Source organism: Curtobacterium sp. 24E2, from assembly GCF_016925595.1.
In the GTDB taxonomy this organism is placed as follows: Bacteria; Actinomycetota; Actinomycetes; order Actinomycetales; family Microbacteriaceae; genus Curtobacterium.
In genome coordinates, this window is the sequence record NZ_CP068987.1 from 19,833 (window position 1) to 45,825 (window position 25,993).

Below are 25,993 nucleotides of genomic sequence, written 5' to 3' on the forward strand. Positions count from 1 at the left end.
ACGCCCCGAACCGGTCGTTCCAGGTCTCGGTCTGCGTCTCGCTGCTCACGGCTGCTGCCCCTTCTCGGTCGTGCTGGCCACGTGTTGGCCGGTACTGGTGCTCGTCGACGGTGCTGCGACGCGTCGGCCGATCTCGGCGTGGGTCATCTGGTTCTCGGTGCGTCGGCTCGGGTCCGGGATCACCTCGGTGCCCGCACCGCGCAGGGTGAAGACCTCGAGCAGGATCGAGTGCGGGATCCGGCCGTCGATGATCGTCGCCCCGCCGACCCCGCCGACCACGGCGTCGAGGCACGCGGTCATCTTCGGGATCATGCCCGACTCGAGGGACGGCAGGAGCTCGCGGAGCTCCTCGACCGCGATGAGGTCGACGAGCGAGTCGCGGTCCGGCCAGTTGCGGTACAGGCCGGGGACGTCGGTGAGCATGATGAGCTTCGACGCACGCAGCGCGATCGCCAGGGCACCCGCGGCCGCGTCGGCGTTCACGTTGAGCGCCTGGTCCGGATGGGCGTCGTCGATCGCGATGCTCGAGACCACCGGGATGCGGCCGGCCTCGATCGCGGCGAGTACCCCTGACGGGTCGACGTGGGTGATGTCACCGACGTGCCCGAGGTCGTACTCCTGCCCGTCGACGACCACGCCCTTCTGCTCACCGGTGAACAGGGACCCACCGTCGCCGAACACGCCGACGGCCAGGCCTTCGCCGTGCTCGTTCATCAGGTCGACGATCTCGCGGTTGACCTCGCCAGCCAGGACGTCGCGGACGACGGAGATCGCCTCGGTCGTGGTGACGCGGTAACCGCCGCGGAACTCGGACTCGATGCCCTGTTCCTTGAGCGCGGCCGAGATCTGCGGACCCCCGCCGTGCACGACGACGGGGTGCAGCCCGGCGTAGCGGAGGTAGACCATGTCCTCGGCGAACGCACGCTTGAGGTCCTCGTTCACCATCGCGTTGCCGCCGAACTTGACGACGACGACCTTGCCGGAGAACCGCTTGAGCCACGGCAGGGACTCGATCAGGGTCGCGGCCTTGACGGCCGCGAACTCGTGCTCTTCTTCCTTCGTGAGGGGTGTCCCGGCCCCTTCGGTGTCGTTCGCCATCAGCTGGAGTACGCGCTGTTCTCGTGCACGTAGTCGTGCGTGAGGTCGTTGGTCAGGATCGTCGCCGAGTGCGTCCCGACGCCGAGGTCGATGCGCACGCGGGTGTCCCGCGGTGTCAGGTCGACGGTGTCGCTCGGCTGGTCTGGGGCACCGGCGTGGCAGACCCGGACACCGTTCATGCTGACGTCGACCGCGTACGGGTCGAAGTCGGCGTCCGTGGTGCCGATGGCAGCGAGGACCCGACCCCAGTTCGGGTCGTTGCCGAAGACGGCCGCCTTGAACAGGTTGTTGCGCGCCACACTCCGGCCGACGGTGACGGCGTCGTCCTCGGTCGCGGCGTGCACGACCTCGATCGCGATGTCGTGGCTGGCGCCCTCGGCGTCCTGCTGCAGCTGGCGGGCCAGGTCGGCGCAGACCGCGGTCAGGGCTTCCTGGAAGTCGCCGACCTCGGGCGTCACCCCGCTCGCACCCGACGACAGCAGCACGACGGTGTCGTTCGTCGACATGCAGCCGTCCGAGTCGACGCGGTCGAAGGTGATGCGGGTGGCCGCGCGGAGGGCCTGGTCGAGCTGGTCCGGGGTCTGCACGGCGTCGGTGGTGATCACGACGAGCATCGTCGCGAGCCCGGGTGCGAGCATGCCGGCACCCTTCGCCATGCCGCCGACGGTCCAGCCGTCCTCGGTCACCACGGACTGCTTCGCCCTGGTGTCGGTCGTCATGATGGCCGTGGCCGCGTCCGGGCCGCCGTCGGCGCTCAGTGCGGTGCTCGCCAGGTCGACCCCGCGCAGCACGTTGTCGCGGAACGTCTGGTCACCGACCCCGATGAGACCGGTGGAGCAGACGACGACGTCGCCCGCGCCGATGCCGAGGGCGTCGCCCACCGCTTCGGCGGTCAGGTGCGTGGTCTGGAAGCCGAAGGGGCCCGTGAAGCAGTTGGCGCCGCCCGAGTTCAACACGACGGCGCGCGCGACGCCGTCACCGACGACCTGGCGGGACCAGATCACCGGGTGCGCCTGCGCGCGGTTGCTGGTGAAGACGGCGGCCACGGCTGCGTCGGGCCCGTCGTTGACGACGAGTGCCACGTCCGGCTTGCCGCTGGTCTTCAGGCCGGCGGTCACGCCGGCAGCGCGGAAACCCGCTGCCGCGGTGACGCCCTGGAGGCCCGGTTCGCCCTGGGTGGGCTTGCTCACGTCGGTGAGGTCGGTCACGGTGCGACTCCGTCCACGCTGAGGCCCAGGTTCTCCGGCAGACCCAGGGCGATGTTGGTCGACTGGACGGCGGCACCCGCCGTGCCCTTCGCGAGGTTGTCGAGTGCCGTCACGGCGACGACGCGGCCTGCGGCCTCGTCCACCGCGATGCCGACGAGCGCGGTGTTCGCACCGATGGTGTCCGCGACCCGGGGAACTCGCCCTCGGGCAACAGGTGCACGAACGGCTCGTCGGCGTAGGCCTGCTCCCAGGCGAGCCGCACGTCGCGGGCGCTGACACCCGGGGTGATCTTGGCCGTCGTCGTCGCGAGGATGCCCCGCGACATCGGGACGAGCACGGGCGTGAACGAGATCGTCACGTCGGCAGCACCCGCGACGACCAGGTTCTGCTGGATCTCCGGGACGTGCCGGTGCGTGCCACCCACCGCGTAGGCGCTGGCGGAGCCCATGATCTCGGACGCCAGGTAGGTGTTGGCGAGCTTCTTGCCGGCACCGCTCGGGCCGACGCTCAGCACCGCGACGATGTCGTCCGACTCGACGAGCCCGGCCTGGATGCCCGGCTGGATGCCAAGCGTCACCGCGGTGACGTTGCAGCCGGGGACCGCGATCCGCTTGGTGCCGGCCAGGGCCGAACGCTGCTTGCCCTGCGACGCGATGTCCTCGACCTCGCGCCACTCGTCGGCCGAACCCGGGGTCGGGGCGGCGAGCAGGAGCTCCGGCAGGCCGTAGGTCCAGGCGCCGTGGTAGTCGCCACCGTAGAACTGCGCCCAGGCCACGGGGTCCGTCAGACGGTGGTCCGCGCCGCAGTCCACCACGAGTGCGTCGTCGCCGAGCTCCTCGGTGATCGCCCCCGACTGACCGTGCGGCAGCGCCAGGAACACGACGTCGTGCCCTCGGAGCGTCTCGGCCGTCGTCTTCTCGAGGGTCAGGTGCGACAGCGAACGGAGGTGCGGCTGCGTCGCGATCAACGGCTGTCCGGCGTTCGAGAACGCCGTCACCGTCCTGACGTCGAACTCGGGATGGGCGGAGAGCACGCGCAGGAGCTCACCACCCGCGTAGCCGGAGGCTCCCGCCACGGCGACGGATACGGACATGGGATTCCACCTTTGGTCGGACTGGTCGTCGAGAGAGTCGGAGGCGGCGACCCCGGGCGGTGCTGATCCCGTCGTGGGTCAGTCGCGCAGGGTCGCCCCGAATCGCTCGCCGGCACGTCGGACTGCGCCGTCGCGGGCCTCGGTGGCCTCGGCAGCGGTCAGCGTGCGGTCCGTGGCACGGAAGCGCAGGGCGAACGTCAGGGACTTCTGTCCCTCGTCCACGCCGGAGCCCCGGTAGTCATCCACGAGCCGAGCATACTCCAACAGGTCTCCGGCACCAGCGCGGACAGCATCCAACACGTCACCGGCCGGCACCCCGGCGTCGACGACCAGGGACAGGTCCTGCGTCGCTGCGGGGTACGACACGATCGGCGCGACCGCGACGAGGTCGGGGGCTGCGGCCACCATGGCGTCGAGGTCGAGCTCGACCACGGCCACCACGCGGGGCAGCACCGCAGCGGCGGACAGCTCCGGCAGGAGTTCGCCGGCGACGCCCACGACGGTGTTCCCCACGAGCAGCGACGCCGCGCGGCCCGGGTGCAGGGACGGGTGGGTGGTCTGTGCGACGCGCAGTTCCACGCCGACGGCCCACGCGACCTGGCGAGCCGCGTCGATCGCATCGGCGATGCCGTACTGCTCGGCCGCGACGCCCGCCTGCTTGCCGACGCGGTTGCCGGTGAGCAGGGCGGACACGTGGAACGGCTGTGCGGGCAGGGACGCGTCGAGCGCCGCGAGCGTCGCGCGGTCGGGCAGCGCGGCACCGGCCGGGACCTCGTCGGTGCCGAGCGTCACGCCCGTCACCGGCAGGAACACCCGCGAGGTCTCGTAGAGCGCGACGTCGAGCAGGCCGCGCGACACGTTGCGACGGGCCGCGTCCACGAGGGCCGGCACACCGCTGCGGCGGAGCAGGTTCTGCTCGCTGTCGAGGGCGTTGGCGAGGACGACGCTCGGGCCGCCCTCCGGGTCGATCCCCGGGTAGGCGTCCTGCGTCGCGGCGGAGACGAACGGCGCCGTCACCGCTTCGACCAGCCCCGCGGCGGCGAGGGCCGCGGAGACCCGACGGCGCGCCTGCTGGTGCGGAGTGAGTCCGCGTCCGGGCGGGGCGACGGGGAGCACGCTCGGGATGCGGTCGTACCCGACGATCCGCGCGACCTCTTCGACCAACGTGGTGTCGTCGGTGAGGTCCGGACGCCAGGTCGGCGGGGTGACGGCGAGCTGCGAACCGTCGACCTGCACCGTCGCGCCGATCGCACGGAGGGTGTCCACGACCTCGGCGTCGGTGTAGTCCACGCCGATGAGCTCGGCCGGACGCGAGGTCCGCATGGCGACCGTCGCACGGGGCTCGGTGTCGACGAGCGTGGAACCGAGGGCGTCGGCCGTGCCGCCGGCCAGCTCGACGAGGAGGTCGACGGCGCGGTTCGCAGCAGCCTCGGCCACGAGCGGGTCGACGCCGCGCTCGAACCGACGGGAGGCCTCGCTCGGCAGCTTGTGGCGGCGAGCGGTCCGCGCGATCGAGACCTGGTCGAAGCCGGCTGCCTCGATCAGGACGTCGGTCGTGCTCGCCGAGATCTCGGTCCGGGCACCGCCCATCACGCCGGCGAGCCCGACGGGGCCGTCGTCGTCGGTGATGACGAGGTCCTCGGGGTCGAGCTTCCGCACGGCGCCGTCGAGGGTCTCGAGCGTCTCGCCGACAGCCGCACGACGGACACCCAGGCCGCCGCGGACGGTCGACAGGTCGTAGCCGTGCAGCGGCTGGCCGAGCTCGAACATGACGTAGTTCGTGATGTCGACCGGCAGCGAGATCGACCGGACGCCTGCCAGGGCGAGACGCGACACCATCCAAGCCGGTGTCTTCGCCGTGGAGTCGATGCCACGGACGACGCGGGTGACGAAGGTGCTCGCGCCGACGCGACCGCGGATCGGGGCCTGGTCGTCGATCGTGACCGAGAAGCCCTCGGCCGTGCGGGGTGCGACCCGGTCGACGGGGTCGTGGAAGCTCGCGCCGGTGGCGTGGGCGTACTCACGCGCGACACCGCGCATGCTCAGCACGTACCCACGGTCCGGCGTGACGTTGATCTCGACCGCCGCATCGTCGAGGCCGAGGAGCGCGATGGCGTCCTGGCCGACGTCGGGCTCCATGTCGAGGTCGGCGAAGCGGAGGATGCCCTCGTGCTCGTCGCCGAGACCGAGCTCGCGTGCCGAGGCGATCATGCCGTCGGAGACGTGGCCGTAGGTCTTGCGGGCCGCGATCGGGAACGGTCCGGGCAGCACGGCACCGGGCAACGTCACGACGACGAGGTCGCCCACGTCGAAGTTGTGCGCACCGCAGACGATGCCGCGGGGCTCGGGCTCACCGACGTCCACCTGGCACCAGTTGATCGTCTTGCCGTTCTTCTGCGGTTCCGGGACGCGCTCGAGCACCCGGCCGACCACGACGGGGCCGGTCAGGTCGAACGTGTGGACGTCCTCTTCCTCGAAGCCGACCGACACGAGCGCCGCGTGGACGTGCTCGAGGGTGACGTCCTCGGGGAGGTCGACGGACTCGCCGAGCCAGCGGAGTGGGACGCGCATCAGACCACCGTTCCGAACTGCTGCGAGAAGCGGATGTCGCCCTCGAGGAAGTCACGCATGTCGTTCAGGCCGTTGCGGAACTGCAGCGTCCGCTCGATGCCCATGCCGAAGGCGAAGCCCTGGTACTCGTCCGGGTCGATGCCGGCGGCACGCAGGACGTTCGGGTTGACCATGCCGCAGCCGCCCCACTCGACCCACCGGGCGCCGCCCTTGGCGTTCGGCTGCCAGACGTCCATCTCGGCGCTGGGCTCGGTGAACGGGAAGTAGTTCGGGCGCAGACGGATCTGCGCCTCGGCGCCGAAGACCTGGCGGGCGAAGTGCTCGAGCGTGCCGCGCAGGTGTGCCATCGTCAGGCCCTTGTCGATCGCGATGCCCTCGACCTGGGTGAAGACCGGCAGGTGCGTGGCGTCGAGCTCGTCGGCGCGGTACACACGGCCCGGGGCGATGACGTAGAGCGGGAGGTCGCGGGACAGCAGTGACCGCACCTGCACGGGCGACGTGTGGGTGCGCATGACCAGGTGGCGGTCGACGGGCTCGACGAAGATCGTGTCCGCCATGGCCCGGGCCGGGTGGTCCTGGTCGAAGTTCAGGGCGTCGAAGTTGAACCACTCGTGCTCGAGCTCGGGCCCCTCTGCCACTTCCCACCCCATGCCGACGAAGATGTCCGCGACGGCTTCGTTGAGCAGCGAGAGCGGGTGGCGCGAGCCGGTCGGGCGGTGGGTCGGCAACGCGGTGACGTCGACGCGTTCGGCCTCGAGCCGCGCGCGCTCTTCCGCCACGGCGAGGACCGACTCCTGCTCCGCGATCGCCGCGTTCAGCCGCCCGCGGGCCTGACCGACGAGCTTGCCGGCCGCGGCCTTCTGCTCCGGCGGGACGCTGCGCATCGACGCGTTCATCCGAGCCAGCGGCGACTGCTCACCGGTGTGCTCGGCCCTGGCCTGCTTCAGTTCGGCGACCGTCGTCGTGGCGCGGACGGCGGCGAGTGCTGCGTCCACGGCGTCGGCGACGGCCGATTCGCTGATCTCGAGAGGTTCTGACACGAGACCCAAGCCTACCGGCCGACGGGATACCACCCGCCTGCACCGAGCAGACGGTGGATGACCGTCAGTACCGGCAGGCCTGTGGAGGAGCGTCAGCTCCGGAGTGCGAACGCCGACTCGTACAGGCAGACCGAGGCCGCCGTCGCCAGGTTCATCGACTCCGCCTGGCCGTAGATCGGCACCTTCACCGCACGGTCGACGAGCGCGAGGTCCTCGGTGGTGAGCCCACGGGCTTCGTTGCCGAACACCCACGCGGTCGGACCGTCGAGCATGCCCTCGGCCCGGACCACCGGCAGGTCGTCGCCCGAGACGTCGGCCGCGAGCACGGTGTACCCGAGTGCCTTCGCCCGTGCGATCGTGTCGGCCAGGGTCACGCCGACCGACACCGGCACGTGGAACAGCGAGCCCGTGGTCGACCGGACGACCTTCGGGTTGTACGGGTCCACCGACCGACCGGTGAGGACCACCGCGTCGGCGCCGGCGGAGTCGGCGGCGCGGATGATCGTGCCGGCGTTCCCCGGGTCCCGCACCTCTTCGAGGATGGCGACCAGCCCCGGCAACGCGGCCGGCTCGTCGGTGTCCCCGCGGGCCTCCAGGTCGACGGCAGCGGCAGCGTCACCGACGCGATGGTCCGGGAAGACGTCCTTGACCGACGTCGGGAACTGCTGGCAGACGGCGACGACGCCCTGCGGCGTCACGGTGTCGGCCATCGCGTCGAGGACCTGCTCCGTCACGAACCAGGTGTCGACCGGCGCGTCGTCGAGCCCGTAGCGGGCTGCGGCAGTCGGCGTCACGTAGAGCCTCGCGCAGGAGCTCCGGGGCGTACTCGAGTGCTTCACGCACCGCCTGCGGCCCCTCCAGCAGGAAGAGGCCCGTTTCGGCACGGACGTCCTTCTTCGACAGGGCCGCGACGGCCTTCACGCGTCCGGCACGGGGGTTCTCGAGGAGTTCGCTCACGACCCAAGTCTAGGAACGACGAAACCCCCGCCGTGCGGCGGGGGTTTCGCGAGCAGAAGAACTGACTACGCAGCCTTCGGGGCCGAGGTGTCGGCCGGGAGGGCCTTCTTCGCGGTCTCGACGAGCGCGGTGAAGGTCTCGGGGTTGTTCACCGCGAGGTCGGCGAGGATGCGACGGTCGACCTCGACACCGGCCAGACCCAGACCCTGGATCAGACGGTTGTAGGTCAGGCCGTTCGCACGGGACGCAGCGTTGATGCGCTGGATCCACAGGCGACGGAACTCGCCCTTCTTCGCGTGACGGTCGCGGTACGCGTAGACCAGGGAGTGGGTGACCTGCTCCTTGGCCTTGCGGTACAGACGCGAACGCTGGCCGCGGTAACCCTCGGCGCGCTCGAGGATGACGCGGCGCTTCTTGGCGGCGTTGACCGCTCTCTTTACTCGTGCCATTGCACTATTCCTTTACGATCCGGGGGCTCAGTGGCCGAGGAGCTTCTTGACGTTCTTCGCGTCTGCCTTGGAGAGGACCTGGTCCTCGTTCAGGCGGGCCTTGCGCTTGGAGCTCTTGACCTCGAGGTTGTGACGCATACCGGCCTGCTGCTTCATGACCTTGCCGGTACCGGTGATCTTGAAGCGCTTCTTCGACCCGGAGTGGGTCTTCTGCTTGGGCATGGTGGTGCCTTTCCGTGGGGTGGATGGGAGCCGCGTCGTTGCGGGGTCGGTCTGGGTGACCTACTCGGCGGGAGCGTCGCTCTTGGCCGGTGCCGTGTCCTGCGCGGGGGCCTCGGCCGGGGCCTCGGTCTCCGAGTGGTCCTTCGCGGCGTGCTCGGTGGCACGACGCTCGGCCTTCTGTGCAGCGCGCTTCGCGTTCTGCTCGCCCTTGACGTCGGACTTGTTCTTCAGGGGGCGATGATCATCGTCATGTTGCGGCCGTCCTGGGTGGGACGGGACTCGACGACGCCGAACTCGGCGATCTCTTCCGCGAACTTGTGGAGGAGACGGACACCCTGCTCCGGACGCGACTGCTCGCGGCCACGGAAGAGGATCATCGCCTTCACCTTGTCGCCACCGAGGAGGAACCCCTCGGCGCGCTTGCGCTTCGTCTCGTAGTCGTGCACGTCGATCTTCAGGCGGAAACGGACCTCTTTCAGGTCTGTGTTCACCTGGTTGCGACGGGCTTCCTTGGCCTTCTGAGCGGCTTCGTACTTGAACTTGCCGTAGTCCATGATCTTGGCCACGGGCGGCTTCGAGTTCGGCGCGACCTCGACCAGATCCAGTTCGGCTTCCTGCGCGAGGCGCAGTGCCATGGCGATCGGGACAACGCCGACCTGCTCACCCTGCGGGCCGACGAGTCGGACTTCGGGAACGCGGATTCGGTCGTTGGTACGGGGATCGGTGATGCGGAGCTCCTTCAATCAGGTGGTGGTCGTCCGGGACGTTTGCCCTGGACGACAGCACGAGAGAGGAGATCTGACGCACGGATAGGAACCCGTTCGGCAGCCGCCCTGCGTCGGATCCGTGGACCCGACCGACGCGTGCACCCAGTTGCTGTGCACTCGTGGAGCGGTGGTGACCCGGTAGCCTGGTGGAACGCGGCCGCGGGTGGGAGAGACTCCTCTTTCGTGACACCGTCCGAGTGCTTCAGGAGAACCTGGTGGCACACGGACAGCATCTGCCGTGGGCGAGTCTAGCAGAGGAGCACCGTGACCGACACCCCGATCGACGACGACGGCAGCGGCATCGACGCCGCCAGGGACATCTCGGAGGTGCCGGCCGTCGAACTCATCAACACCGTGGCCGTGCACCTGCTCAGTGCCGCCGCCGTGAAGGTCGGCCTGGCCGACGACCCCCAGGAGCAGACCGACCTGGACGAAGCGCGCAAGCTCATCACCGCACTGGCCGGCCTGGTCACCGCTGCGGCAACGGAGATCGGCGACCACCACGCCCGTCCGCTGCGCGACGGGCTGCGGTCGGTGCAGCTCGCGTTCCGCGAGGCGTCGGCGATCCCGGACGCGCCGGGCGCCGGACCGGGCGAGAAGTACACCGGCCCCGTCAACTAGCGGGCAGCCGTTTCGCGCGGGGCAGGACGTCCCGCGCGTCGAAAGTCGTTCCTTCCGGCCTTCCACGCGCGGCTCGTCTCCCTACGCGCGATTCGGCTTGCTCCCGCACCCGGCGTCGGACGGGAGGCCCGTGGCGGGATCGCCACGGGCCTCCCGTCCGCTTTCGGGTGTGCGGTCAGGACGCGTGGCGGCCGACCAGGCGCGTGACGGCCGCGAGCGGGATGCCGACCCAGTCGGGTCGGTTCCGGGTCTCGTAGACGACCTCGTAGACGGCCTTGTCGAGCTCGAACGCATCCAGAAGCTCGCGGTGCGCGCGGAGGTCAGCGCCGGTCCCCCGCTGGTACCCGTCGAGGAACCGCACGCGTGCCTCGTCCGCCCAGCCCGCTGCGTCGACCGGTTCCGCGTCGTGCGCCAGGGCTCCGGCGACGTAGTCGAACGACCGGAGCATGCCGGCCACGTCGCGGAGCGTGACGTCCGGCAACGAGCGTTCGGCCAGGGGGCGGAGCGGCTCCCCTCGAAGTCGAGGAAGACCCAGCCGCGCGGCTCGGGGGCGGCGAGCACCTGCCCGAGGTGCAGGTCGCCGTGGATGCGCTGCAGGTCCGGCCAGGGCGTCGCCGTCGCCGCCGCGTACACCGCACGGATCGCGTCTGCGTGCTCAGCGACGGCCGGGGCCTCGCGCGCGGCGGTGTCGAGCCGCTCGTGCATCGTCGCGACGGCCGTGGCGCGTCGGGCCTCGTCGGCGGGCTCGGACGGCAGTGCCTCGGCGAGGGTGCGGTGGACGTCGGCGAGCGCCACCCCGAGCTGCTCGGCCCGGTCGCCGAAGGGGGTGCCGGCGTGCGCTTCCTCGAGGGCCACGCGCCAGGCGTCCTCGAGGCCCGGCAGGAACTCCTGCGCGAACGCGAGGTGACCGGTCGCCGTGCCGCTGCTCTGCCCGACGTCGGGCCAGCTCCCCGCAGTGCGCCGTAGACCTGCGGGACGCGCGCGCTGCCGGCTGCGGACAACGCGAGCTGCGTCGTGACGTCGGGGTTGTCGCCGTGGTGCAGGACGCGGAACACCTTGATGATGACGCGGGCGCCGGACTCGGTGTCACAGATGACCGAGGTGTTGGACTGCTCGCCCGTCAGGACGCGGGCAGCGGTGACGGTGCCGATGAGGCGGAGGCTCTGCGGGTCCGCGTCGATGCGTGCGGCGAGCGCCGTGATCCAAGTGTGGTCGGTGGTGGCGTCGACGATGGCGCCGTCGGGGCCACTGGTCACGGGTGACTGGTAGAGGACCGGAGCCGCTGGTGCTGCTGGGGCTTCGTCGAGGACGAGCCGGGTGCCGTCGGCGGTGGAGAGGGTGCGGAGGCGCGGCAGGGACCCCTTCGAGGCGTACCACCGGCGGTCGGCGATCCAGGACTCGAGGTCGTGGTCGCTCGGGGCGGTGGCGCTCGGGGGTGCGGTGGCGCGGGTGTCGGGTGCGGTGTCGCGGGTGTCGGGTGCGGTGTCGCTGGGGTGGCGGGCTCCGTCGCTCATGCAGCGGACCGTACGCGCCGAGTGCTGGCGAGGTGCCGAGTCCGTCACTCATCCCTGCACAGCTCGCGGTTCTGAGCGGTCCGTCCACAGAACGCGCCCGCGCTCGGGCCGCATGGCCACGGGCGGACGACACTTGCGGACATGCCGAGCCAGCACCCCGCCCCCGACACCGCCCGCACCGATCCCCGCCGGAGTTGGCGGATCCCCGACGACCGCCGACTGCCAGCACTCGAGCCCTCGCATCCGCCGTCGAACGGCACGAGCCCGTGACGCTCCGCGAGACCGTGTGGGACTCCGACGAGCGCGTGCTCGCGGCCGAAGGGGTGACGCTCACCCGCGCCCAGGACGGGTCCTGGAGCCTCGACCACGGCGACGGCCCGGAACCGGTGGGCGCGGACCTCGATCGACCGGACCGCGAGCAGCCCCCGCGTGACGGGGTCGAGGTGTTCCTGCGCGGGCGTGCGGTGGCGACGGTCCGCGTCCGGGACACCACGACGACGCTCGTGACCCTGCGCGGCAAGGACGGTCGGGTGCGGGCCGAGATCGCCGACGTCCGCGTGGACGAAGGCGACCCGGACACCTCCGTACTGCGGTCCGCACGGTGGTGGGCGCTGTCGGACGACGGGCGGGACGGCACCACGGCACGAGCGGCCGAGCGGGCCCTGGACGACGCAGCCACCGAGCCACCGGCGACCTCGGCGGTCGCGGTCCCGCCCGCTCCCGTGCTCGCACCGGAGCGGCGCGGCAACCGAGCGAAGCGACCACGCTCGGACACCGCTGCAGCGTTCGTGGTGCGGGCGCTCGAGTCGCTGCGCGCCGACCTCGTCGCGGTCGACCCTCGAGTCCGCGCCGACGACCACGAGTCGGTGCACGACTTCCGGAAGGTGGTCCGTCGGCTGCGGAGCGTGCTCGCGGCGTACCGCGGGGCGCTCGACCGTGAGGCAACCGAGGCACTGCGGGCTGCCCTCGCCGAGGCCGGACGCGTCGCCGGTGTCGCCCGCGATGCCGAGGTCGTGCACGGCGGGCTGTTCCGGTCGGCGGCACGGGCCCCCGACGGCTTCGTCGACGCGCTGACGCTGGACCGGATCGGCGAGCAGGCGGCGGCACTCCGCAGCGCGGCCGCAGCGGAACTCCGCCTGGCGCTGCGCTCGGACGACTGGTTCCGTACCCTCGACGCGCTCGACCAGCTGCTGCTCCGCGCCCCGGCCGGACCGCACGCCGACGATGCCGCCGCTGCCTTCGTCGCGAAGCGCATCGACCGCGAGCGCGCTCGGGTCCGACGACTGGTCGACGGTGGGGCGACGGGTCTCGACGTCCTGCACGAGATCCGGAAGGCGGCACGGCGCCTGCGGTACGCGCTGCAGGCGGCCGGTGACGTCGCCGACCTCGGGAAGCGGCGGCTCGGTCTGCTGCGGCGGGTGCAGGAGACGCTCGGTGACGCCCTCGACGCGGCACACGCAGCCGAGGCCTACCGGCGACTCTCCGGGCCAGCGGCTCGGGACGGCGCCGACACCTTCGGGTACGGGGCGCTGGCGACGGCCGAGCACGCGGTGCTCGAGCGGGGGCTGCGACGATCGCGGAAGGTGCTGGCACGACTGTGAGCGCGGCCGGGCGTGAGGCTCGGCGCACTGCTGGGCGGGCTGCCCCTCGAGGCGCTCGTCGGGCAGCTCTGCGAGAATCGCAGGCGTGCCCCACTACCTCGAGGACCTCGCCGCCGGACAGACCTTCACGACCCCGGGTCGCACGATCACCGAAGCGGACGTCGTGTCCTTCGCCTCGTGGACGAACGACAACAACCAGGTGCACACCGACGTCGAGTTCGCCGGCAAGACCCGCTACGGCCAGCGGATCGTGCACGGGCTGCTCGGCACCTCGCTCTGCCTGGGGCTGATCGCACGGACCGGGGTGTTCGAGGGGTCGGCGGTGGCCCTGCTCGGGATCGACCAGTGGCGGTTCACCGAGCCGGTGTTCATCGGGGACACTGTGACCTGCGAGGTCGAGATCCTGTCGACACGCCTGACGAGCTCCGGCACGACCGGCGTCGTCGAGCGGACGGTCTCACTGCGGAACCAGCGTGGCGACGTGGTGCAGCAGGGACGCATGGACGTGATGGTCCTGACGCGCGACGCCGCGATCGCCTGACGCCACCTCGGGCACTGCCGCACCCGCCTGACGGCAATCGTTGCGACGCCCTTTACAACGATGTACCGGCGCGGGAGCATGGACCCATGAGCACGCTCGACGGCACCGTGGCCGCACCTGACACCGCATCCGCTCCCGCACTCCCCCTCGCCTCGCGGCAGGACGGCACGTACCCCCGGCCGCAGATGCTCCGCACCGCGTGGGCCGACCTCGACGGCACGTGGTCCTTCCGGAACGACGGCGACGACACCGACTGGCGCACCGGGTTCCCCGACGCCCGCGACATCGTCGTGCCGTTCCCGCCCGAGTCCGTCGCCTCGGGCATCGACGAGCCCGGCTTCCACCCGGTGGTCTGGTACTCCCGTGCCATCACCCGCGCCGACCTCGAGGCCGCTGGACACGGCACCGCCGCATCCCGACTCGTCCTGCACTTCGGCGCCGTCGACTACCGCGCCCGCGTCTGGATCGACGGCCAGTTCATCGGCGAGCACGAGGGCGGCCACACGCCCTTCTCCTTCGACGTGACCGACGCATTGACGAGCCCGGAGGCCGACCCCGACGCCGTCCACACCCTGGTCGTCCGTGCCGAGGACGACCCGCACGACCTGACCCAGCCCCGCGGCAAGCAGGACTGGCACGAGGACCCGCACGCCATCTGGTACCGCCGCACCACGGGCATCTGGCAGACCGTGTGGCTCGAAGCCGTGCCGACCGCCTCGGTCGAGTACCTGCGCTGGACGAACGTCGACCACGCCACCGTCCGCCTGACCGTCCGGATCGCGGGCGGCCGCACCGGCGGAGAGCGCCTGCGCGTCGTCGCCTGGTGGGACGAGCGCGACGAGCACCTCGCCACCGTCGAGGCCACGCTCGGCGACACCTCGGACGAGTTCGACGTGGTCGTGCCGATCGCGCGCCAGACGAACGGGCAGGCCGAGGACGAACTGCACTGGACCCCGGACGCCCCACGCCTGGTCGACGCCACGGTCTCGCTGCTCCCCCGCACCGGCGCGACGCCGATCGACTCCGTCGCGTCCTACTTCGGGCTCCGCACGGTCGGGGTCGACGGCGGCACCTTCCTGCTGAACGGCCGCAGCTACGACGTCCGCAGCGTCCTGAACCAGGGCTACTGGCCGGACTCGCACATCGCCGCACCGTCGCGCGAGGCGCTGCGCCGCGAGGTCGAGCTCATCAAGGAGCTCGGCTTCAACGCCGCCCGCAACCACCAGAAGATCGAGGACCCCCGGTTCCTGTACTGGGCGGACCGCCTCGGCATCCTGGTCTGGGGCGAGGCCCCCGGCGCCTACGCCTTCTCGCCGCGAGCCGTCCAGCGCCTGATGCGCGAGTGGATGGACGCCGTCGAGCGCGATGCCTCGCACCCGTCGATCGTCACGTGGGTGCCCGCGAACGAGAGCTGGGGCGTGCAGCACATCGCCACCGACCCGGCGCAGCAGGCCTACGCCCGGTCCCTCGCCGACGTCACGCGGGCGATCGACCCGACGCGTCCGGTGATCTCGAACGACGGGTGGGAGCACACCAACTCCGACATCGTCACGGTCCACGACTACGAGGGTGCCGGCGACGCCCTCGCCAAGACCTACGCGGACGATGCCGCCCGCACGGCCCTGTTCGCCCACTTCGGCCCGGCGGACCGCTGGGTGCTCGTCGGTGGTGCGCAGGACCTCGGCCAGCCGGTGATGCTCACCGAGTTCGGTGGCGTGAACTACCAGCCGGGTGCACAGCGCGAGGACGGCTGGGGCTACACCTCGGCCAGCGACGGCGACGACTGGGTCACCCGCATCACGGCGCTGTACGACGCCATCCGGGCGAGTTCGTTCCTGGCCGGCTCCTGCTACACGCAGCTGACCGACACCATGCAGGAGACGAACGGCCTGCTGAACGCCGACCGGTCCCCGAAGGTCCCGATCGAGCAGATCCGCCTGGCGGTCACCGGTCGCTAGCCGGGAGGCCCGCACTTCGTGAGCAGCAATGGTCGGGTCCGGCAGACGGACCCGACCATTGCTGCTCACAATGCACGCAGGTCGGCTCTCGGCCCGACGCACGGCCGCCCGCTGGAGCGGGCACGGGCCCTGGTCTGCGAGGATCGGGCGGGTGACGAGCGTGGCGGAGACGAGCCGGGCCTCCCGGTCGAGGGCGCACAACCTGCTGACCGGTCCCCGCAGCACGTGGACCGCGCCCCTGCTGATCTGGGCGGCCTCGCGCCTGGTGAGCACGCTGCTGCTCGCGACGATGTACGTGCTGGCGACCGCGAACGACTGGACGTTCGCCTCGTACCGGCAGGACCCGTCGTTCTTCACGTTCTCCGGATCCTGGGACGCCTCGTTCTACCGGACCATCGCGGAGCACGGGTACCCGGCCACGCTCCCCCTCGACGATGCGGGCCACGTCGCACCGAACGCCTGGGCGTTCCTCCCGGTGTTCCCGGCCGTCGTGCGGGCCGTCATGACCCTGACGGGTGCGTCGTTCTGGGTCGCGGGCGTGCTCGTCGCGACGATCGCGGGCGCCGGGGCATGCGTGCTGCTGTACCGGCTCGTCCTCGCGGTGGGCTGCTCGCACCGCGCCCGCTGGGCCACGGCACTGTTCGCGTTCGCGCCGACCGGGTTCCTGCTGCAGGTCGCCTACGCCGAGAGCCTGCTGCTCGTGCTGCTGTTCGGAGCGCTGCTGGCGCTGGTCCGGCGTCGGTACTGGCTGATCGCACCGCTCGGGGTGGTCGCGGCGTTCACGAAACCCGGAGTCCTCGCGTTGGCGGTGGCGCTTGCCGTGCACCTGGTCGTCCGGTGGGTGGCCGCGCGTCGACAGGGAACACCGTTCCCGTGGCACGACCGCATCGCGATCGTGGCGTCCGGGCTCGTCGTCGCGGCGGCGGGCCTGGCATGGCCGGTGATCGCCTCGGCGGTGACCGGGCGGCCGAACGCCTACCTGGACACCGAACTGTCGTGGTGGGTGGGGTTCGTCGGGCGACAGCACTTCGCCCCGCTGACGCCGTGGTTCACGATGGCCTCGACGTGGCTCGGACCGCTCGGCGTCGTGCTGGTCGTCGCGGTGCTCGCCGGCGCGGTGTGGTTCTTCTCTCGCAGGAGCACCAGGGCCCTCGGGCCGGACGTGCTCGCGTTCACGGCGTCGTACGGGCTGTACCTGGTCGCGGTGTTCCTGCCGCAGCAGTCGTTGCCGCGGCTGCTCATGCCGATGGCGCCGGTGCTCGGGTCGGACGTGTTCGTGCGGACACGGCGGCGAGCGGTGACGTGGCTCGTGGTCGGGGTGTGCCTGCAGCCCGTCGCGATCGTGCTGCTCTGGTTCCTCGGGTACCCCTGAGCTGCTCGGGGTGTTCCTGAGCTGCTCGCGGTGCGCCTGAGCGTTGCGCGGGCCCGTCGGCCTACGCGTCGAACGTGTGGAACCAGGCCGTCCCACCCGGGTGCTGCACCGTGATCATCTCGTCGAAGTCACGGTACGGGCCGTCCTGGTTGTGGCTCGCCGACTTGATGCGGATGGTGCCGTCGGGCTCGGTGAAGACCTCGGACACGATGGTGGTGTGGTCCGGCGACCCGTTCGCGTTCCAGTCGTAGAAGACGATGTCGCCGACCTTCACCTTGTCGCGCTCGTCCGAGGAACGCCGGGTGAGCCCGAACTCCGCAGCGTTCGTCTCGAGCCACGGGTCCATCGTCGGGCAGTACGTCCACGTGGCACTGTGCTCGGCGCCGGCAGCCCGGTTGTACCAGTCGGAGCGCTGCTCCCAACCGCGGGCGATGAGCGTCTGGCTGACGTAGTTCGCGCAGTCGCCCCCGATCGGGTTCATGGTGCCGTACTCGGACAGGTTGTAGTCCTTCCAGTGCGCCATCGCGTACTGGAGCTGCCGGTCGACGTCGGTCAGCGCGGCGTAGGCCATCGACGACGTCGCCACGGCGGTGGACGCATCGGGCACCGGCGCTGCCGTGGGGGTCGGCGTCGCCGTGGCCGAGTCCTGCGTCGCGCCGGTCTGCCCGTCGTTCGCGGCGCTGCCGTTGCCGTCGGACGACTGGTTGGCGGACGGGCTCGGCTCGATCGACTCGGTGAAGAGCGCGACGGCGGCGTCACCAGCGGTGTACATCGCCTGGTGCGGGGCCGTGAAGGTGACCTTCGTGGCCGTCGCCGTGACGTCGCGCGCGGCGACCCCGCCGACGGTGACGCCCTTGACCGCGGCGAGGCCGGTGCCCGCGACCGTGACCGTCACGCCGCCGACGAGCGGGACCTGCGCCGGGGTCAGGGACTTCGCGACGGGCTTCGCGGTGGACGTGCTCTTGCTGGCGTTGCCGTCCTCGGCATTGCCGTTCTTGCCGCCGCTGTTCTTGCCGCCGCCGTCCTTGCCGCCGCCGTCCTTGCCACCGCCGGACGAGCACGCGGCGACCGCGAGCCCGATCCCGGCGACACCGGCGAGGGACAGGAGTGCGCGGCGGTTCATCGAGGCAGTCATGACACAGCCAGCGTAAGCGACGCACCTGACGTTCCGACACGGCATGATCGTCTCCGGGGGCGAGCGTCCTCCGTGTCCGCACGGACACGTTCGAGAGGATCAGCAGACCATGCCCGAGAGCCACGACTTCTTCGTCGCGACCGACCCCGAGACCGCCCGCGCACGGGTGCGCGAGGCCCTCGCCCGCGAGGGCTACACCGTCGACGACGCCGAGCAGGGCTCGCTGCGAGCCACCCGCGGCAGCATGGGCCTGACGCTGCTCATCGGCGGGCTCGCGAACGACCGCACGTTCCACACCCGCCTGGACGTGCAGATCATGATCGCCCCGGACGGCCGCACCGTCGCTCGACTGCTGCGCGGCTCCGGCAAGTCCGCGATCAAGGGCGGAGCACTCGGCATCTCACGCGGCAACCGTGCCTTCGAGCAGGCCGCGAACGCCATCCACACCACCTTCGCGCAGGCGGGCGTCCTGACGGACAGCTTCGCGAGCTGACGCTCAGGCCGTGGCGGGTCCGCTCGGCACGATGACGGCCGACAGGCCCGGTGCCAGCTGGCACCGGGCCTGTCGGCCTCGAGGCGATCAGGTGCAGGAGACGTCGCGGTCGATGGTCCTGGAACCGTAGGGGACCTCGACCTGGACCATCGCGATCTTGCCGCCGGACAGGGGTGTCCCGGCGCAGGTCTTCCGTGCCTTGGTGATCGTGCCCTTGCCGATCGCGATCCAGTTCGACCGGCCGCGCAGCGGGCTGCTCGACTTGACCGTGCCCGCGATGGTCTTCCACTGCGAACCGTTCGAGTAGATGCCGATCGTGCGCACGCCACCGGCCTTGAGCCCGACGATCATGCCCTGCATCGCCGCGCGGTTCTGGGCGGTGTCCCGCTGGTACGACAGCCCCGTCTCGACGTCGAGCCACCAGCGGTACGCGGACGGGTTCGCGACGCCACGGCTCTTGACGTCGTCGTACCCGCGGGCGTACCCGTACATGAAGGAGCACGCCAGGGTGACCTGCTTCTTGCCACCCTTGGTCACGCACTTGCCGAACGGGTTGGTGGGCACCGTGCCCTGGTAGCTGTTCGACGTGGGCCAGACCGATGCCGTCAGGCCCGGATTGGCGAACAGCACGTACAGCTGCGTCTTCGGCTGGGCCGAGCCCTCGACCGACCGCCCAGCCCACGCGAGTTGTTCGGCGAGGCACGGGTTCGTGGTGTTGCCGAGGGAACCGTTGACGCCGACGATGCCGAACGCTTGGTCGGTCGGGACCTGGCGGCCGCACTGCGGCCAGGAGATGTCGACGCCGAGCGGCGTGACCGCTGCCGAGGCGGTCGACGAGGGGCCGGCGACGGCGACGCCCGCTGCCACGACGACGGCGGCCGCGAGGGTCGCGACGAGACGAGTGCTACGGAACATGCTCTCCCCTGATCGGGCCGGACAGGCCGGTCTAGGCGGATGCGCCGGACAACACACCGGCCCCGTCCGTGGACTGTGTCGGACGATGCACTGCAGTCGCTCTCGTGGAGGAGCTACGGGCAGCGCTCATCACCGAGTCCCGGAAGAACACCTTGCTCGGCGTACTACGTCCGGCGTACTATGTGCAGCACAGTTCGTAATCGAGAGGAGGTCCGGTGATCAGCGCCGACGCCATCCGCGGGTACGTCGATCTCATTGTGCTCTCGCTCCTGCGGTCTGAGCCGTCGTACGCGTACGAACTCGCGCAGCGGATCAGCACCGTCACCGGGGCCGACTACACGATCAAGCAGACGACCCTGTACTCCGCCGTCAAACGCCTCGAGCTCGCCGGACTCGTGACGTCGTTCCACGGCACCTCCGAGTCCGGCAAGCTCCGCACCTACTACCAGATCACCGGATCGGGCCACGCACACCTCGACGACAAGACCGAGGAGTGGCGCGACACCAAGTCCGTCATCGACCGCTTCGTGGAAGGGACCAACGCATGAACGAGATCGGCGAGTACCTGGAGACGATGTTCCGCCCCTACCCGCAGACCCCTCGCCTGCGGGAAGCGAAGGCGGAGCTGCACGGAATGATGGAGGACGCGTACGCCGGACTCATCGCGGACGGTGCCACCCCGAACGAAGCGATGGTCCAGATCGTCAGCGACTTCGGCAGCCTCGACGAGCTCGCGCTGACCCTCGGCATCACCGCGGACCTGGAACCCCGGGCGGGCGGTCCGACGCAACCCTCCGAAGGTCGGGTCCCCGTGCACGCGCCCATCTCGATGGACGAGGCGAAGGGCTTCACCGAGGCGCACCGTCGGACGGCGCCACGCCTCGGTGCCGGGGTCGCGCTCTACGTCCTCGCCGCGATCCCGCTCGTGCTGCTGCTCGGCGCGTCGGACCAGCCGGGTTTCCCCCTGGACGCCGGCGTCGCGATCGCGATCGGCCTCGTCCTCGCCCTCGCCCTCGGAGCGATCGCGACGGTCACGATCGTGCGGGTCTCGAGCGCGTTCGCTCCCTTCACCCGGATCCAGGAGCGCCGCTTCAGCCCGGACGCAGACGTCATCCGCTGGGTCAACGAGGTCGCCAGGGCGAACGAACGACGTCAGACGAGGTCGCTGACCGTCGGGGTCCTGCTCTGGGTCCTTTCGCCCGCAGCCCTCATCATCGTGGTGCTCGCACCGCCCACGCCGCTCCAGAGCGTCTGGATCGGAGCGAGCACGGCGTTCCTCCTGCTGGTGGTCGCGATCGGCCTGTTCGTGTTCCTTCGTGAGACGTGGGCGAGCAGTGCCGCCGGCGCGATCAACCGCGGCGTCCCCAGGACGGCCACCGTGCCGGTCTGATCACCCCGTCGGGGCGAGGAGCCCTTCGAGGATGGTCGCGTACCGTGCCGCGATGAGCGTCGCAGGTCGCAGGTCGACCCTCGGTTCCTGCGGCTCCACAGCCAGGGTCACCCTCGAATCACCGGCGTCGAGCACCACGGTGACGTCAACCGTCTCGTTCGCCGCGGTCGGTGCGGACGCGGAACCGATCCGGACGGAGACGACCTGCCCGTCGCCCTCGATCCGGACGGGCGTGTGCCGCGTGACCGGGGTCGCCGTGACGAGGTGCCGGTCGATCTGGTCAACGTTCGCGTGGTGGTCCGCCGACTCCGGGAACGGGACGCTCCGCACCCCGTCGTCCTCGTGCACGAGGACCGCCTGCGGAACCCGCGTCGCCGTGAGCCGGAGGGCGAGCATGAACGCGTACACCGCCCGCGCCCGGTGACGCTTGTCCCAGGACACGTCGACGACGATCCGACCGAGGAGTTCCTCGACGCCGTCGAGCTCCGGCACGGCGACCCGCTCGACGACGAGTCGTCCCTTCCCGGACGCTCGGACGCGCTCCGCGAGGGCCCGCAGGTCCGGGCAGGAGAACAAGTCGCCGATGGTCAGCGCGCCGGGGAACGTGGCATCGAGCTGCCCCTTGACCTGCATGATCGTGAGCGAATCGCCACCGATCTCGAAGAAGCTGTCCGTCACCGCGACACCACGGATGCCGAGGACGTCCGACCACACCGCCGCGATGCGCTGCTCGACGTCGTCACTCACCGCCGCGGACGTCGGCAGTGCATCCTCGTGCGAGCCCCGGTCCTCGTCTGCCGGCCACGGCAGCGCATCCGCGTCGAGCTTGCCGTTGACGTTGAGCGGTAGCGCCGCGAGCGGCACGATGTACCGCGGGACCATGTAGTCGGGGAGCAGCCGACGCAGCCCGTCGCGGACCGTCGACGCGGTGACGTGTGCCGCGCCGACGACGAAGCCGGCGAGGACCGTCGGGGAGCCCACGACGCTCCGCGCCACGACGACGACGTCGCGCACCCCGTCGACCTGCGCGATGGCCGCTTCGATCTCGCCGATCTCCACGCGGAACCCACGGACCTTGACCTGGGCATGCTCGGTCACCCGGCCGAGGAAGACGAGTTCCTCGTCCCCGGGCCGATCGTCCGCGGCCGGCGCGTCGACGGGTTCGGAGGCCGCTGGGCCGTGCAGGACGGGCTCGTCGTCACCGCGGTCTGCCTGACCGACGGGTGAGCGCGGACAACGGGTAAACGCGGACAGCAGATGGCTCCGGGCGGCAGGCGACCCAGGGACAACGTGTGCCGCCAGGCGAGCAGCCCCGGAAACGACAACGGCCCTGGGAGACCCGGGGCCGTTGTCTGGACCACTTGGTGGAGCTAAGGGGATTCGAACCCCTGACCTTCTCATTGCGAACGAGACGCGCTACCAACTGCGCCATAGCCCCAAGTGCTCGACCACACTAGCACCACCGTTCGGCCGAACCGAAATCGTGGCCAGTCGGGCGAGCCGCGACTCAGACCGCGCGGCGCCGCCGCATGATCGCGTCGAGGTCGGCCTGCTGGTACGCGTCGTCGTCGAGGACCCCCATGCCGGCCCACTTGCTCGGCGGGGCGGCGGGCTCGTCGGCAGAAGCGGGGGCAGGAGCAGCGGGCGCACCGGCAGGAGCAGCCGGCGCCCGCAGTCCCAGCCGCTCGGCGAGACGCCCCTGGTCGTGGGCGGACAGCAACGCGGCAGCGTCCTCGAGCTCCGGACGCATCCGGGACACGGTGGCGAGCGACGGGTCGGCCTCGCCTGCGCGGATGGCAGCAGCTTCGGCCTCGGCCTCGGCCTTGGCCTCGGCGACGCGCTCCTTGAGTCGCGCAGCGAGCTCGGCGGACGACTCCGGCGAGGCAGCGGGCGCTGTCGGACGCTCCACGTACAGCGGCTTCGGCACCCGGTTCGGGGTCCAGCTGCGGTCCTCCGCGGGTTCTGCGGACTGCTCGGTCGACAGCGGCGGCGCCGGGTCCGTCCACGTGCTCGCGGGCCGGGAGGCACGGGTCGCGCTCGCCTCGGCCGCCGCGACACGGGTCTTCCGTGCCGTCGCCACCTGGTGCAGCTGGGCCAGGACCGCTGCGGACCCACCCGCGGCGAGGAGCCCGGCGACACCGACGAGCCACAGGGCGGGCGACGCGACGAAGACGACCAGCGCGACGACGACGCCGAGCGTGCCGAACAGGGTGGCTCCGAGGCGGGAGCGGCGCATGCGCATCGCGGTCAGGGCGGGCACCGACGACGCACGCTCGAGGACGGGGGCCTGCTCGGCGAGCCGGCGGGTGATCTCCCGCTGACGTGCGGCCTCGTGAGCCCGGACGATCGCGGTGCGCTTGGCCTCTTCGGACCGGGCGACGCGCTGCGCCTCGGCCAGGGACTTCGCGTTCACCTCGACACGGACCTCGTCGGGCAGTTCGGCGGTCTGCGCCAGGATCCGCAGGGTCTGCTGCAAGCGGATCGCGTTGCGTTCGGTGGCGAGGTACTGGCGTCGGGCGGCCCACGAGGGCATCAGGTAGACGAGCCAGAGCACGGCCGCGACGAGCAGGACGATGCCGCCACCCCACGAGCCGATTCCTGCCATGGGGACACGGTAGGGGCGGGCGTATCCCCGTCGCGTGATTGCGGAACGCGTGTTGCGCGTGTCGCGGCGGAATCCGTGGCACGTGCCACGGGCCTCCTGTCAGAGACGCGGCGTGGTGGTGATCGGCAGCGCCGCTTCGTCGCGGGCCGCGAGCGGCACGGCACCGAGGCCGAGTGGCACCTGCCCGCGGACCCAGCGCTCGAGGACGCCCTCGCGGACCTCCTCGGCGACGAGCGCGAAGCAGAAGTGGTCGCGCCAGTCCCCGTTGATGTGGATGTACCGGCGGCGCAGCCCTTCGTACCGGAACCCGAGCTTCTCGACGACGCGCAAGGACGGGGCGTTCTCGGGCCGGATGCAGATCTCGATGCGGTGCACGCCGACCGCGCGGAAGCAGTGGTCGACGGCGAGGGCGACCGAGATCGGGGTCACGTTGTGTCCGGCGGCGTCCTCGACGACCCAGTAGCCGATCGAGGCGCTGGCCAGTGACCCGTAGGTGATGCCGGAGACGTTGAGCTGCCCGACGAACCGGCCGTCGAGTTCCATCGCGAACGGCAGTCCGAGTCCCGCGCGGGCGTTGGCCTGGAGCGCGCGGATGCTGCCGCGGACATCGGTGGAGACGTGTCCTGAGGGGTTCGTGGCCTCCCAGGTGCGGAGCCACGATCGGTTCGACGCGAGCGCGAGGTCGAGGTCGCGCGTGTCACGGAGCCGGAGGGGCCGGATGGTGACCCGCCCGTGGGAGAGGGTCGGGATCGTCGTCATCGCTTGGTTCCTCCGGGGTCCCGCCGCTGTGCGGGACGGGTGTCCCGCCCGGGTCCGTGTGCACGGGCCCGGGCGGGATGGCCGACTCATTCGCCCGCGTTGAACTCCTTCAGCCACGACTTGAGGTCGGGGCCGAGGTCTTCGCGGTCCGAGGCGAGCTGCACGATCGCCTTGATGTAGTCGAGTTTGTCACCGGTGTCGTACCGGCGTCCACGGAACACGACGCCGTACACGCCGCCGGTCCACTCCTCGGCACTCGCCATCTTCATGAGCGCGTCGGTGAGCTGGATCTCGCCGCCCTTGCCGGGCTCCTGCTTCTCGAGGACGTCGAAGACCTCGGGGCGGATGACGTAGCGGCCGATGATCGCCAGGTTCGAGGGCGCCTCGCCCTGCGGGGGCTTCTCGACGAGCCCGGTGATCTTCACGACGTCGTCGGTGTCGGTCGGCTCGACGGTGGCGATGCCGTACAGGTGGGTCTGCGACTCGGGGACCTCGAGCAGCGCCACGATCGTGGCGTTCTTCTCGCCCTGGACCTCGATCATGCGCTTGAGCAGCGGGTCGCGGGCGTCGATGATGTCGTCACCGAGGAGCACGGCGAACGGCTCGCGGCCGACGTGCATCTTCGCGCGGAGCACCGCGTGGCCGAGGCCGAGCGGGTCACCCTGGCGCACGTAGTGCATGTCGGCGAGGTCCGTCGACTGGTTGACCTTCTGCAGCTTCTCGTGGTCACCCTTCTTCTTGAGGGTCTCCTCGAGCTCCGACACGTGGTCGAAGTGGTTCTCGAGTGCGTTCTTGTTGCGGCCCGTGATCATCAGGACGTCGGTGAGTCCTGCGCCGACAGCCTCTTCCACCACGTACTGGATGGCTGGCTTGTCGACGACGGGGAGCATCTCCTTCGGCATCGCCTTGGTCGCGGGGAGGAAGCGAGTGCCCAGCCCTGCCGCTGGGATCACCGCCTTGGAAATCTGGAAGCCCATGCCCCAGACCGTATCCGATCCGGGTTTCCGGGGCATGTCATCGCTACTGGGGACACGGCATCAGCGCGTTTCCCGGCGGGAAGCCGCAACGGATGCGCTCGGTAGACTCCTGCGCATGATCGCTGATCTCGGGAACGAGAAGCGCGCCCTGCGAGCCGAACTCCGGCAGCGGCGGCGCACCCGGACCACGACGGAACGCGACGCGGACAGCGCGGCGCTCACCGCGACCCTGCAGCGCTTCGCCGAGGAGCGCCAGGTGACCTCGCTGGCGCTCTACCTGTCGGCGTCGGACGAGCCGAACGTCCGGCCCTTCCTGAACTGGGCGTTCGCGCACGACATCCGGGTGCTCCTGCCGGTCACGCGCGAGGACGGCCTGCTCGACTGGGCGGTCGGCGACGGCGAGAGCGAGACCGAGACCGAGGGCATCTTCGGCATGCCCGAGGTCGTCGGCGAGGTCCTGTCCCCGATCGCCATCAACGACGTCGACGCGATCCTCGCCCCCGCGGCCGCGGTCGGGCACGACGGCGTCCGGATGGGATGGGGTCGCGGCTACTACGACAAGACCCTCGGGTCCATGGCGAAGCGCCCGCCCGTCTATGCTGTGATCTTCGACGCGGAGTACCTCGACGAGGTCCCGCGCGAACCCCACGACGAACCCGTCGACGGCATCATCACGCCGTCGCGCATCATCACGTTCCGGAGCTGAC

General features: G+C 71.0%; 23 protein-coding genes, 1 tRNA gene and 4 pseudogenes. 10 read left to right on the top strand and 18 right to left on the bottom strand.

The annotated features are described in order from the left end of the window. Window positions 1-45: 45 nt before the first annotated feature. The 9 genes and pseudogenes from argB to infC form a co-directional block, all read right to left on the bottom strand. Window positions 46-1,098, bottom strand: a complete 1,053-nt coding sequence (gene argB, locus JN350_RS00070; RefSeq protein ID WP_111086280.1) for an acetylglutamate kinase — start codon at window positions 1,096-1,098, stop codon at window positions 46-48. Further along, complete coding sequence (gene argJ / locus JN350_RS00075) at window positions 1,098-2,306, bottom strand: bifunctional glutamate N-acetyltransferase/amino-acid acetyltransferase ArgJ (RefSeq protein WP_240347443.1); 1,209 nt, start codon at window positions 2,304-2,306, stop codon at window positions 1,098-1,100. Before argJ ends, argB begins: the two co-directional genes overlap by 1 nt. Further along, window positions 2,303-3,399: pseudogene (locus tag JN350_RS00080) on the bottom strand (N-acetyl-gamma-glutamyl-phosphate reductase). The gene argJ and the pseudogene JN350_RS00080 overlap by 4 nt, the downstream one beginning before the upstream one ends. Window positions 3,400-3,477: 78 nt before the next feature. Next, complete coding sequence (gene pheT / locus JN350_RS00085; protein WP_205463153.1) at window positions 3,478-5,970, bottom strand: phenylalanine--tRNA ligase subunit beta; 2,493 nt, start codon at window positions 5,968-5,970, stop codon at window positions 3,478-3,480. Continuing rightward, the gene (gene pheS / locus JN350_RS00090; RefSeq protein WP_111086283.1) at window positions 5,970-7,010 is read right to left on the bottom strand and encodes a phenylalanine--tRNA ligase subunit alpha; all 1,041 of its coding nucleotides are present in this window, start codon (window positions 7,008-7,010) and stop codon (window positions 5,970-5,972) included. The genes pheT and pheS overlap by 1 nt, the downstream gene beginning before the upstream one ends. Window positions 7,011-7,102: 92 nt before the next feature. Next, window positions 7,103-7,967 (bottom strand): annotated as a pseudogene (locus JN350_RS00095) (TrmH family RNA methyltransferase). 65 nt (window positions 7,968-8,032) lie between these two features. Beyond that, window positions 8,033-8,416 carry a 50S ribosomal protein L20 gene (gene rplT, locus JN350_RS00100; protein WP_111086285.1) on the bottom strand — a complete coding sequence of 128 codons (384 nt, stop codon included), beginning with the start codon at window positions 8,414-8,416 and terminating at the stop codon, window positions 8,033-8,035. Window positions 8,417-8,443: 27 nt separating this feature from the next. Further along, window positions 8,444-8,638 carry a 50S ribosomal protein L35 gene (rpmI, locus tag JN350_RS00105; RefSeq protein WP_111086286.1) on the bottom strand — a complete coding sequence of 65 codons (195 nt, stop codon included), beginning with the start codon at window positions 8,636-8,638 and terminating at the stop codon, window positions 8,444-8,446. A 60-nt stretch (window positions 8,639-8,698) separates the two neighbouring features. Then, window positions 8,699-9,381 (bottom strand): annotated as a pseudogene (gene infC, locus JN350_RS00110) (translation initiation factor IF-3). A 288-nt stretch (window positions 9,382-9,669) separates the two neighbouring features. Here infC and JN350_RS00115 point away from each other — a divergent pair. Further along, window positions 9,670-10,026, top strand: a complete 357-nt coding sequence (locus tag JN350_RS00115; protein ID WP_173170823.1) for a DUF1844 domain-containing protein — start codon at window positions 9,670-9,672, stop codon at window positions 10,024-10,026. A 175-nt stretch (window positions 10,027-10,201) separates the two neighbouring features. Here JN350_RS00115 and JN350_RS18720 read toward each other — a convergent pair whose 3' ends face one another. Further along, entirely contained in the window at window positions 10,202-10,507 is a 306-nt protein-coding gene (locus JN350_RS18720; protein WP_240347444.1) for a hypothetical protein, read from the bottom strand. Between the two features lie 77 nt (window positions 10,508-10,584). Further along, a pseudogene (locus JN350_RS20385) lies at window positions 10,585-10,908 on the bottom strand (hypothetical protein); the annotation flags it as partial. 898 nt (window positions 10,909-11,806) lie between these two features. On the opposite strand from JN350_RS20385, the gene JN350_RS00125 reads away from it, so the two are divergent. The 4 genes from JN350_RS00125 (at window position 11,807) to JN350_RS00140 (ending at window position 17,012) form a co-directional block, all read left to right on the top strand. Continuing rightward, window positions 11,807-13,141 (top strand): CHAD domain-containing protein, encoded by a 1,335-nt coding sequence (locus JN350_RS00125; protein WP_205463154.1) that lies wholly within the window; start codon window positions 11,807-11,809, stop codon window positions 13,139-13,141. Window positions 13,142-13,226: 85 nt separating this feature from the next. Further along, the gene (locus JN350_RS00130) at window positions 13,227-13,682 is read left to right on the top strand and encodes a MaoC/PaaZ C-terminal domain-containing protein (protein WP_205463155.1); all 456 of its coding nucleotides are present in this window, start codon (window positions 13,227-13,229) and stop codon (window positions 13,680-13,682) included. 86 nt (window positions 13,683-13,768) lie between these two features. Then, window positions 13,769-15,640 (top strand): glycoside hydrolase family 2 protein, encoded by a 1,872-nt coding sequence (locus tag JN350_RS00135; protein ID WP_205463156.1) that lies wholly within the window; start codon window positions 13,769-13,771, stop codon window positions 15,638-15,640. 151 nt (window positions 15,641-15,791) lie between these two features. Then, window positions 15,792-17,012: a hypothetical protein gene (locus tag JN350_RS00140; RefSeq protein ID WP_205463157.1), complete on the top strand. Its 1,221-nt coding sequence runs from the start codon at window positions 15,792-15,794 to the stop codon at window positions 17,010-17,012. A 61-nt stretch (window positions 17,013-17,073) separates the two neighbouring features. Here the strand turns inward: JN350_RS00140 and JN350_RS00145 are convergent, their stop codons facing one another. Beyond that, the gene (locus tag JN350_RS00145; protein ID WP_205463158.1) at window positions 17,074-18,147 is read right to left on the bottom strand and encodes an amidase domain-containing protein; all 1,074 of its coding nucleotides are present in this window, start codon (window positions 18,145-18,147) and stop codon (window positions 17,074-17,076) included. A gap of 109 nt (window positions 18,148-18,256) precedes the next feature. Here JN350_RS00145 and JN350_RS00150 point away from each other — a divergent pair, with 109 nt between their 5' ends. Next, on the top strand, window positions 18,257-18,640 hold the full coding sequence (locus JN350_RS00150; protein ID WP_205463159.1) for a hypothetical protein: 384 nt from the start codon (window positions 18,257-18,259) through the stop codon (window positions 18,638-18,640). Between the two features lie 87 nt (window positions 18,641-18,727). Here the strand turns inward: JN350_RS00150 and JN350_RS00155 are convergent, their stop codons facing one another. After that, window positions 18,728-19,555: a glycoside hydrolase family 25 domain-containing protein gene (locus tag JN350_RS00155; protein ID WP_205463160.1), complete on the bottom strand. Its 828-nt coding sequence runs from the start codon at window positions 19,553-19,555 to the stop codon at window positions 18,728-18,730. A 215-nt stretch (window positions 19,556-19,770) separates the two neighbouring features. Between JN350_RS00155 and JN350_RS00160 the strand changes: the two genes are divergently transcribed. Then, entirely contained in the window at window positions 19,771-20,103 is a 333-nt protein-coding gene (locus tag JN350_RS00160) for a PadR family transcriptional regulator (RefSeq protein WP_205463161.1), read from the top strand. Next, a complete protein-coding gene (locus JN350_RS00165) occupies window positions 20,100-20,945 on the top strand; it encodes a permease prefix domain 1-containing protein (protein ID WP_205463162.1) in 846 nt (281 codons plus the stop codon). Before JN350_RS00160 ends, JN350_RS00165 begins: the two co-directional genes overlap by 4 nt. On the opposite strand, the gene JN350_RS00170 is transcribed toward JN350_RS00165, so the two are convergent. Further along, window positions 20,946-22,043 carry a phosphopantetheine-binding protein gene (locus JN350_RS00170; RefSeq protein ID WP_205463163.1) on the bottom strand — a complete coding sequence of 366 codons (1,098 nt, stop codon included), beginning with the start codon at window positions 22,041-22,043 and terminating at the stop codon, window positions 20,946-20,948. Here JN350_RS00170 and JN350_RS00175 point away from each other — a divergent pair. Continuing rightward, on the top strand, window positions 22,032-22,172 hold the full coding sequence (locus JN350_RS00175; protein ID WP_205463164.1) for a hypothetical protein: 141 nt from the start codon (window positions 22,032-22,034) through the stop codon (window positions 22,170-22,172). The two genes, JN350_RS00170 and JN350_RS00175, sit on opposite strands and share 12 nt — an antisense overlap. A gap of 135 nt (window positions 22,173-22,307) precedes the next feature. On the opposite strand, the gene JN350_RS00180 is transcribed toward JN350_RS00175, so the two are convergent. The 4 genes from JN350_RS00180 to galU all read right to left on the bottom strand — a co-directional run bounded on the left by JN350_RS00180 (window position 22,308) and on the right by galU (window position 25,286). After that, window positions 22,308-22,383, bottom strand: a tRNA-Ala gene (locus JN350_RS00180). 69 nt (window positions 22,384-22,452) lie between these two features. Further along, a complete protein-coding gene (locus JN350_RS00185; protein WP_205463165.1) occupies window positions 22,453-23,550 on the bottom strand; it encodes a hypothetical protein in 1,098 nt (365 codons plus the stop codon). 99 nt (window positions 23,551-23,649) lie between these two features. Then, window positions 23,650-24,309 (bottom strand): GNAT family N-acetyltransferase, encoded by a 660-nt coding sequence (locus tag JN350_RS00190; RefSeq protein ID WP_205463166.1) that lies wholly within the window; start codon window positions 24,307-24,309, stop codon window positions 23,650-23,652. A gap of 86 nt (window positions 24,310-24,395) precedes the next feature. Then, entirely contained in the window at window positions 24,396-25,286 is an 891-nt protein-coding gene (gene galU, locus JN350_RS00195) for a UTP--glucose-1-phosphate uridylyltransferase GalU (RefSeq protein ID WP_123340808.1), read from the bottom strand. Window positions 25,287-25,401: 115 nt separating this feature from the next. On the opposite strand from galU, the gene JN350_RS00200 reads away from it, so the two are divergent. Next, complete coding sequence (locus JN350_RS00200) at window positions 25,402-25,992, top strand: 5-formyltetrahydrofolate cyclo-ligase (protein WP_205463167.1); 591 nt, start codon at window positions 25,402-25,404, stop codon at window positions 25,990-25,992. Window position 25,993: the final 1 nt, after the last annotated feature.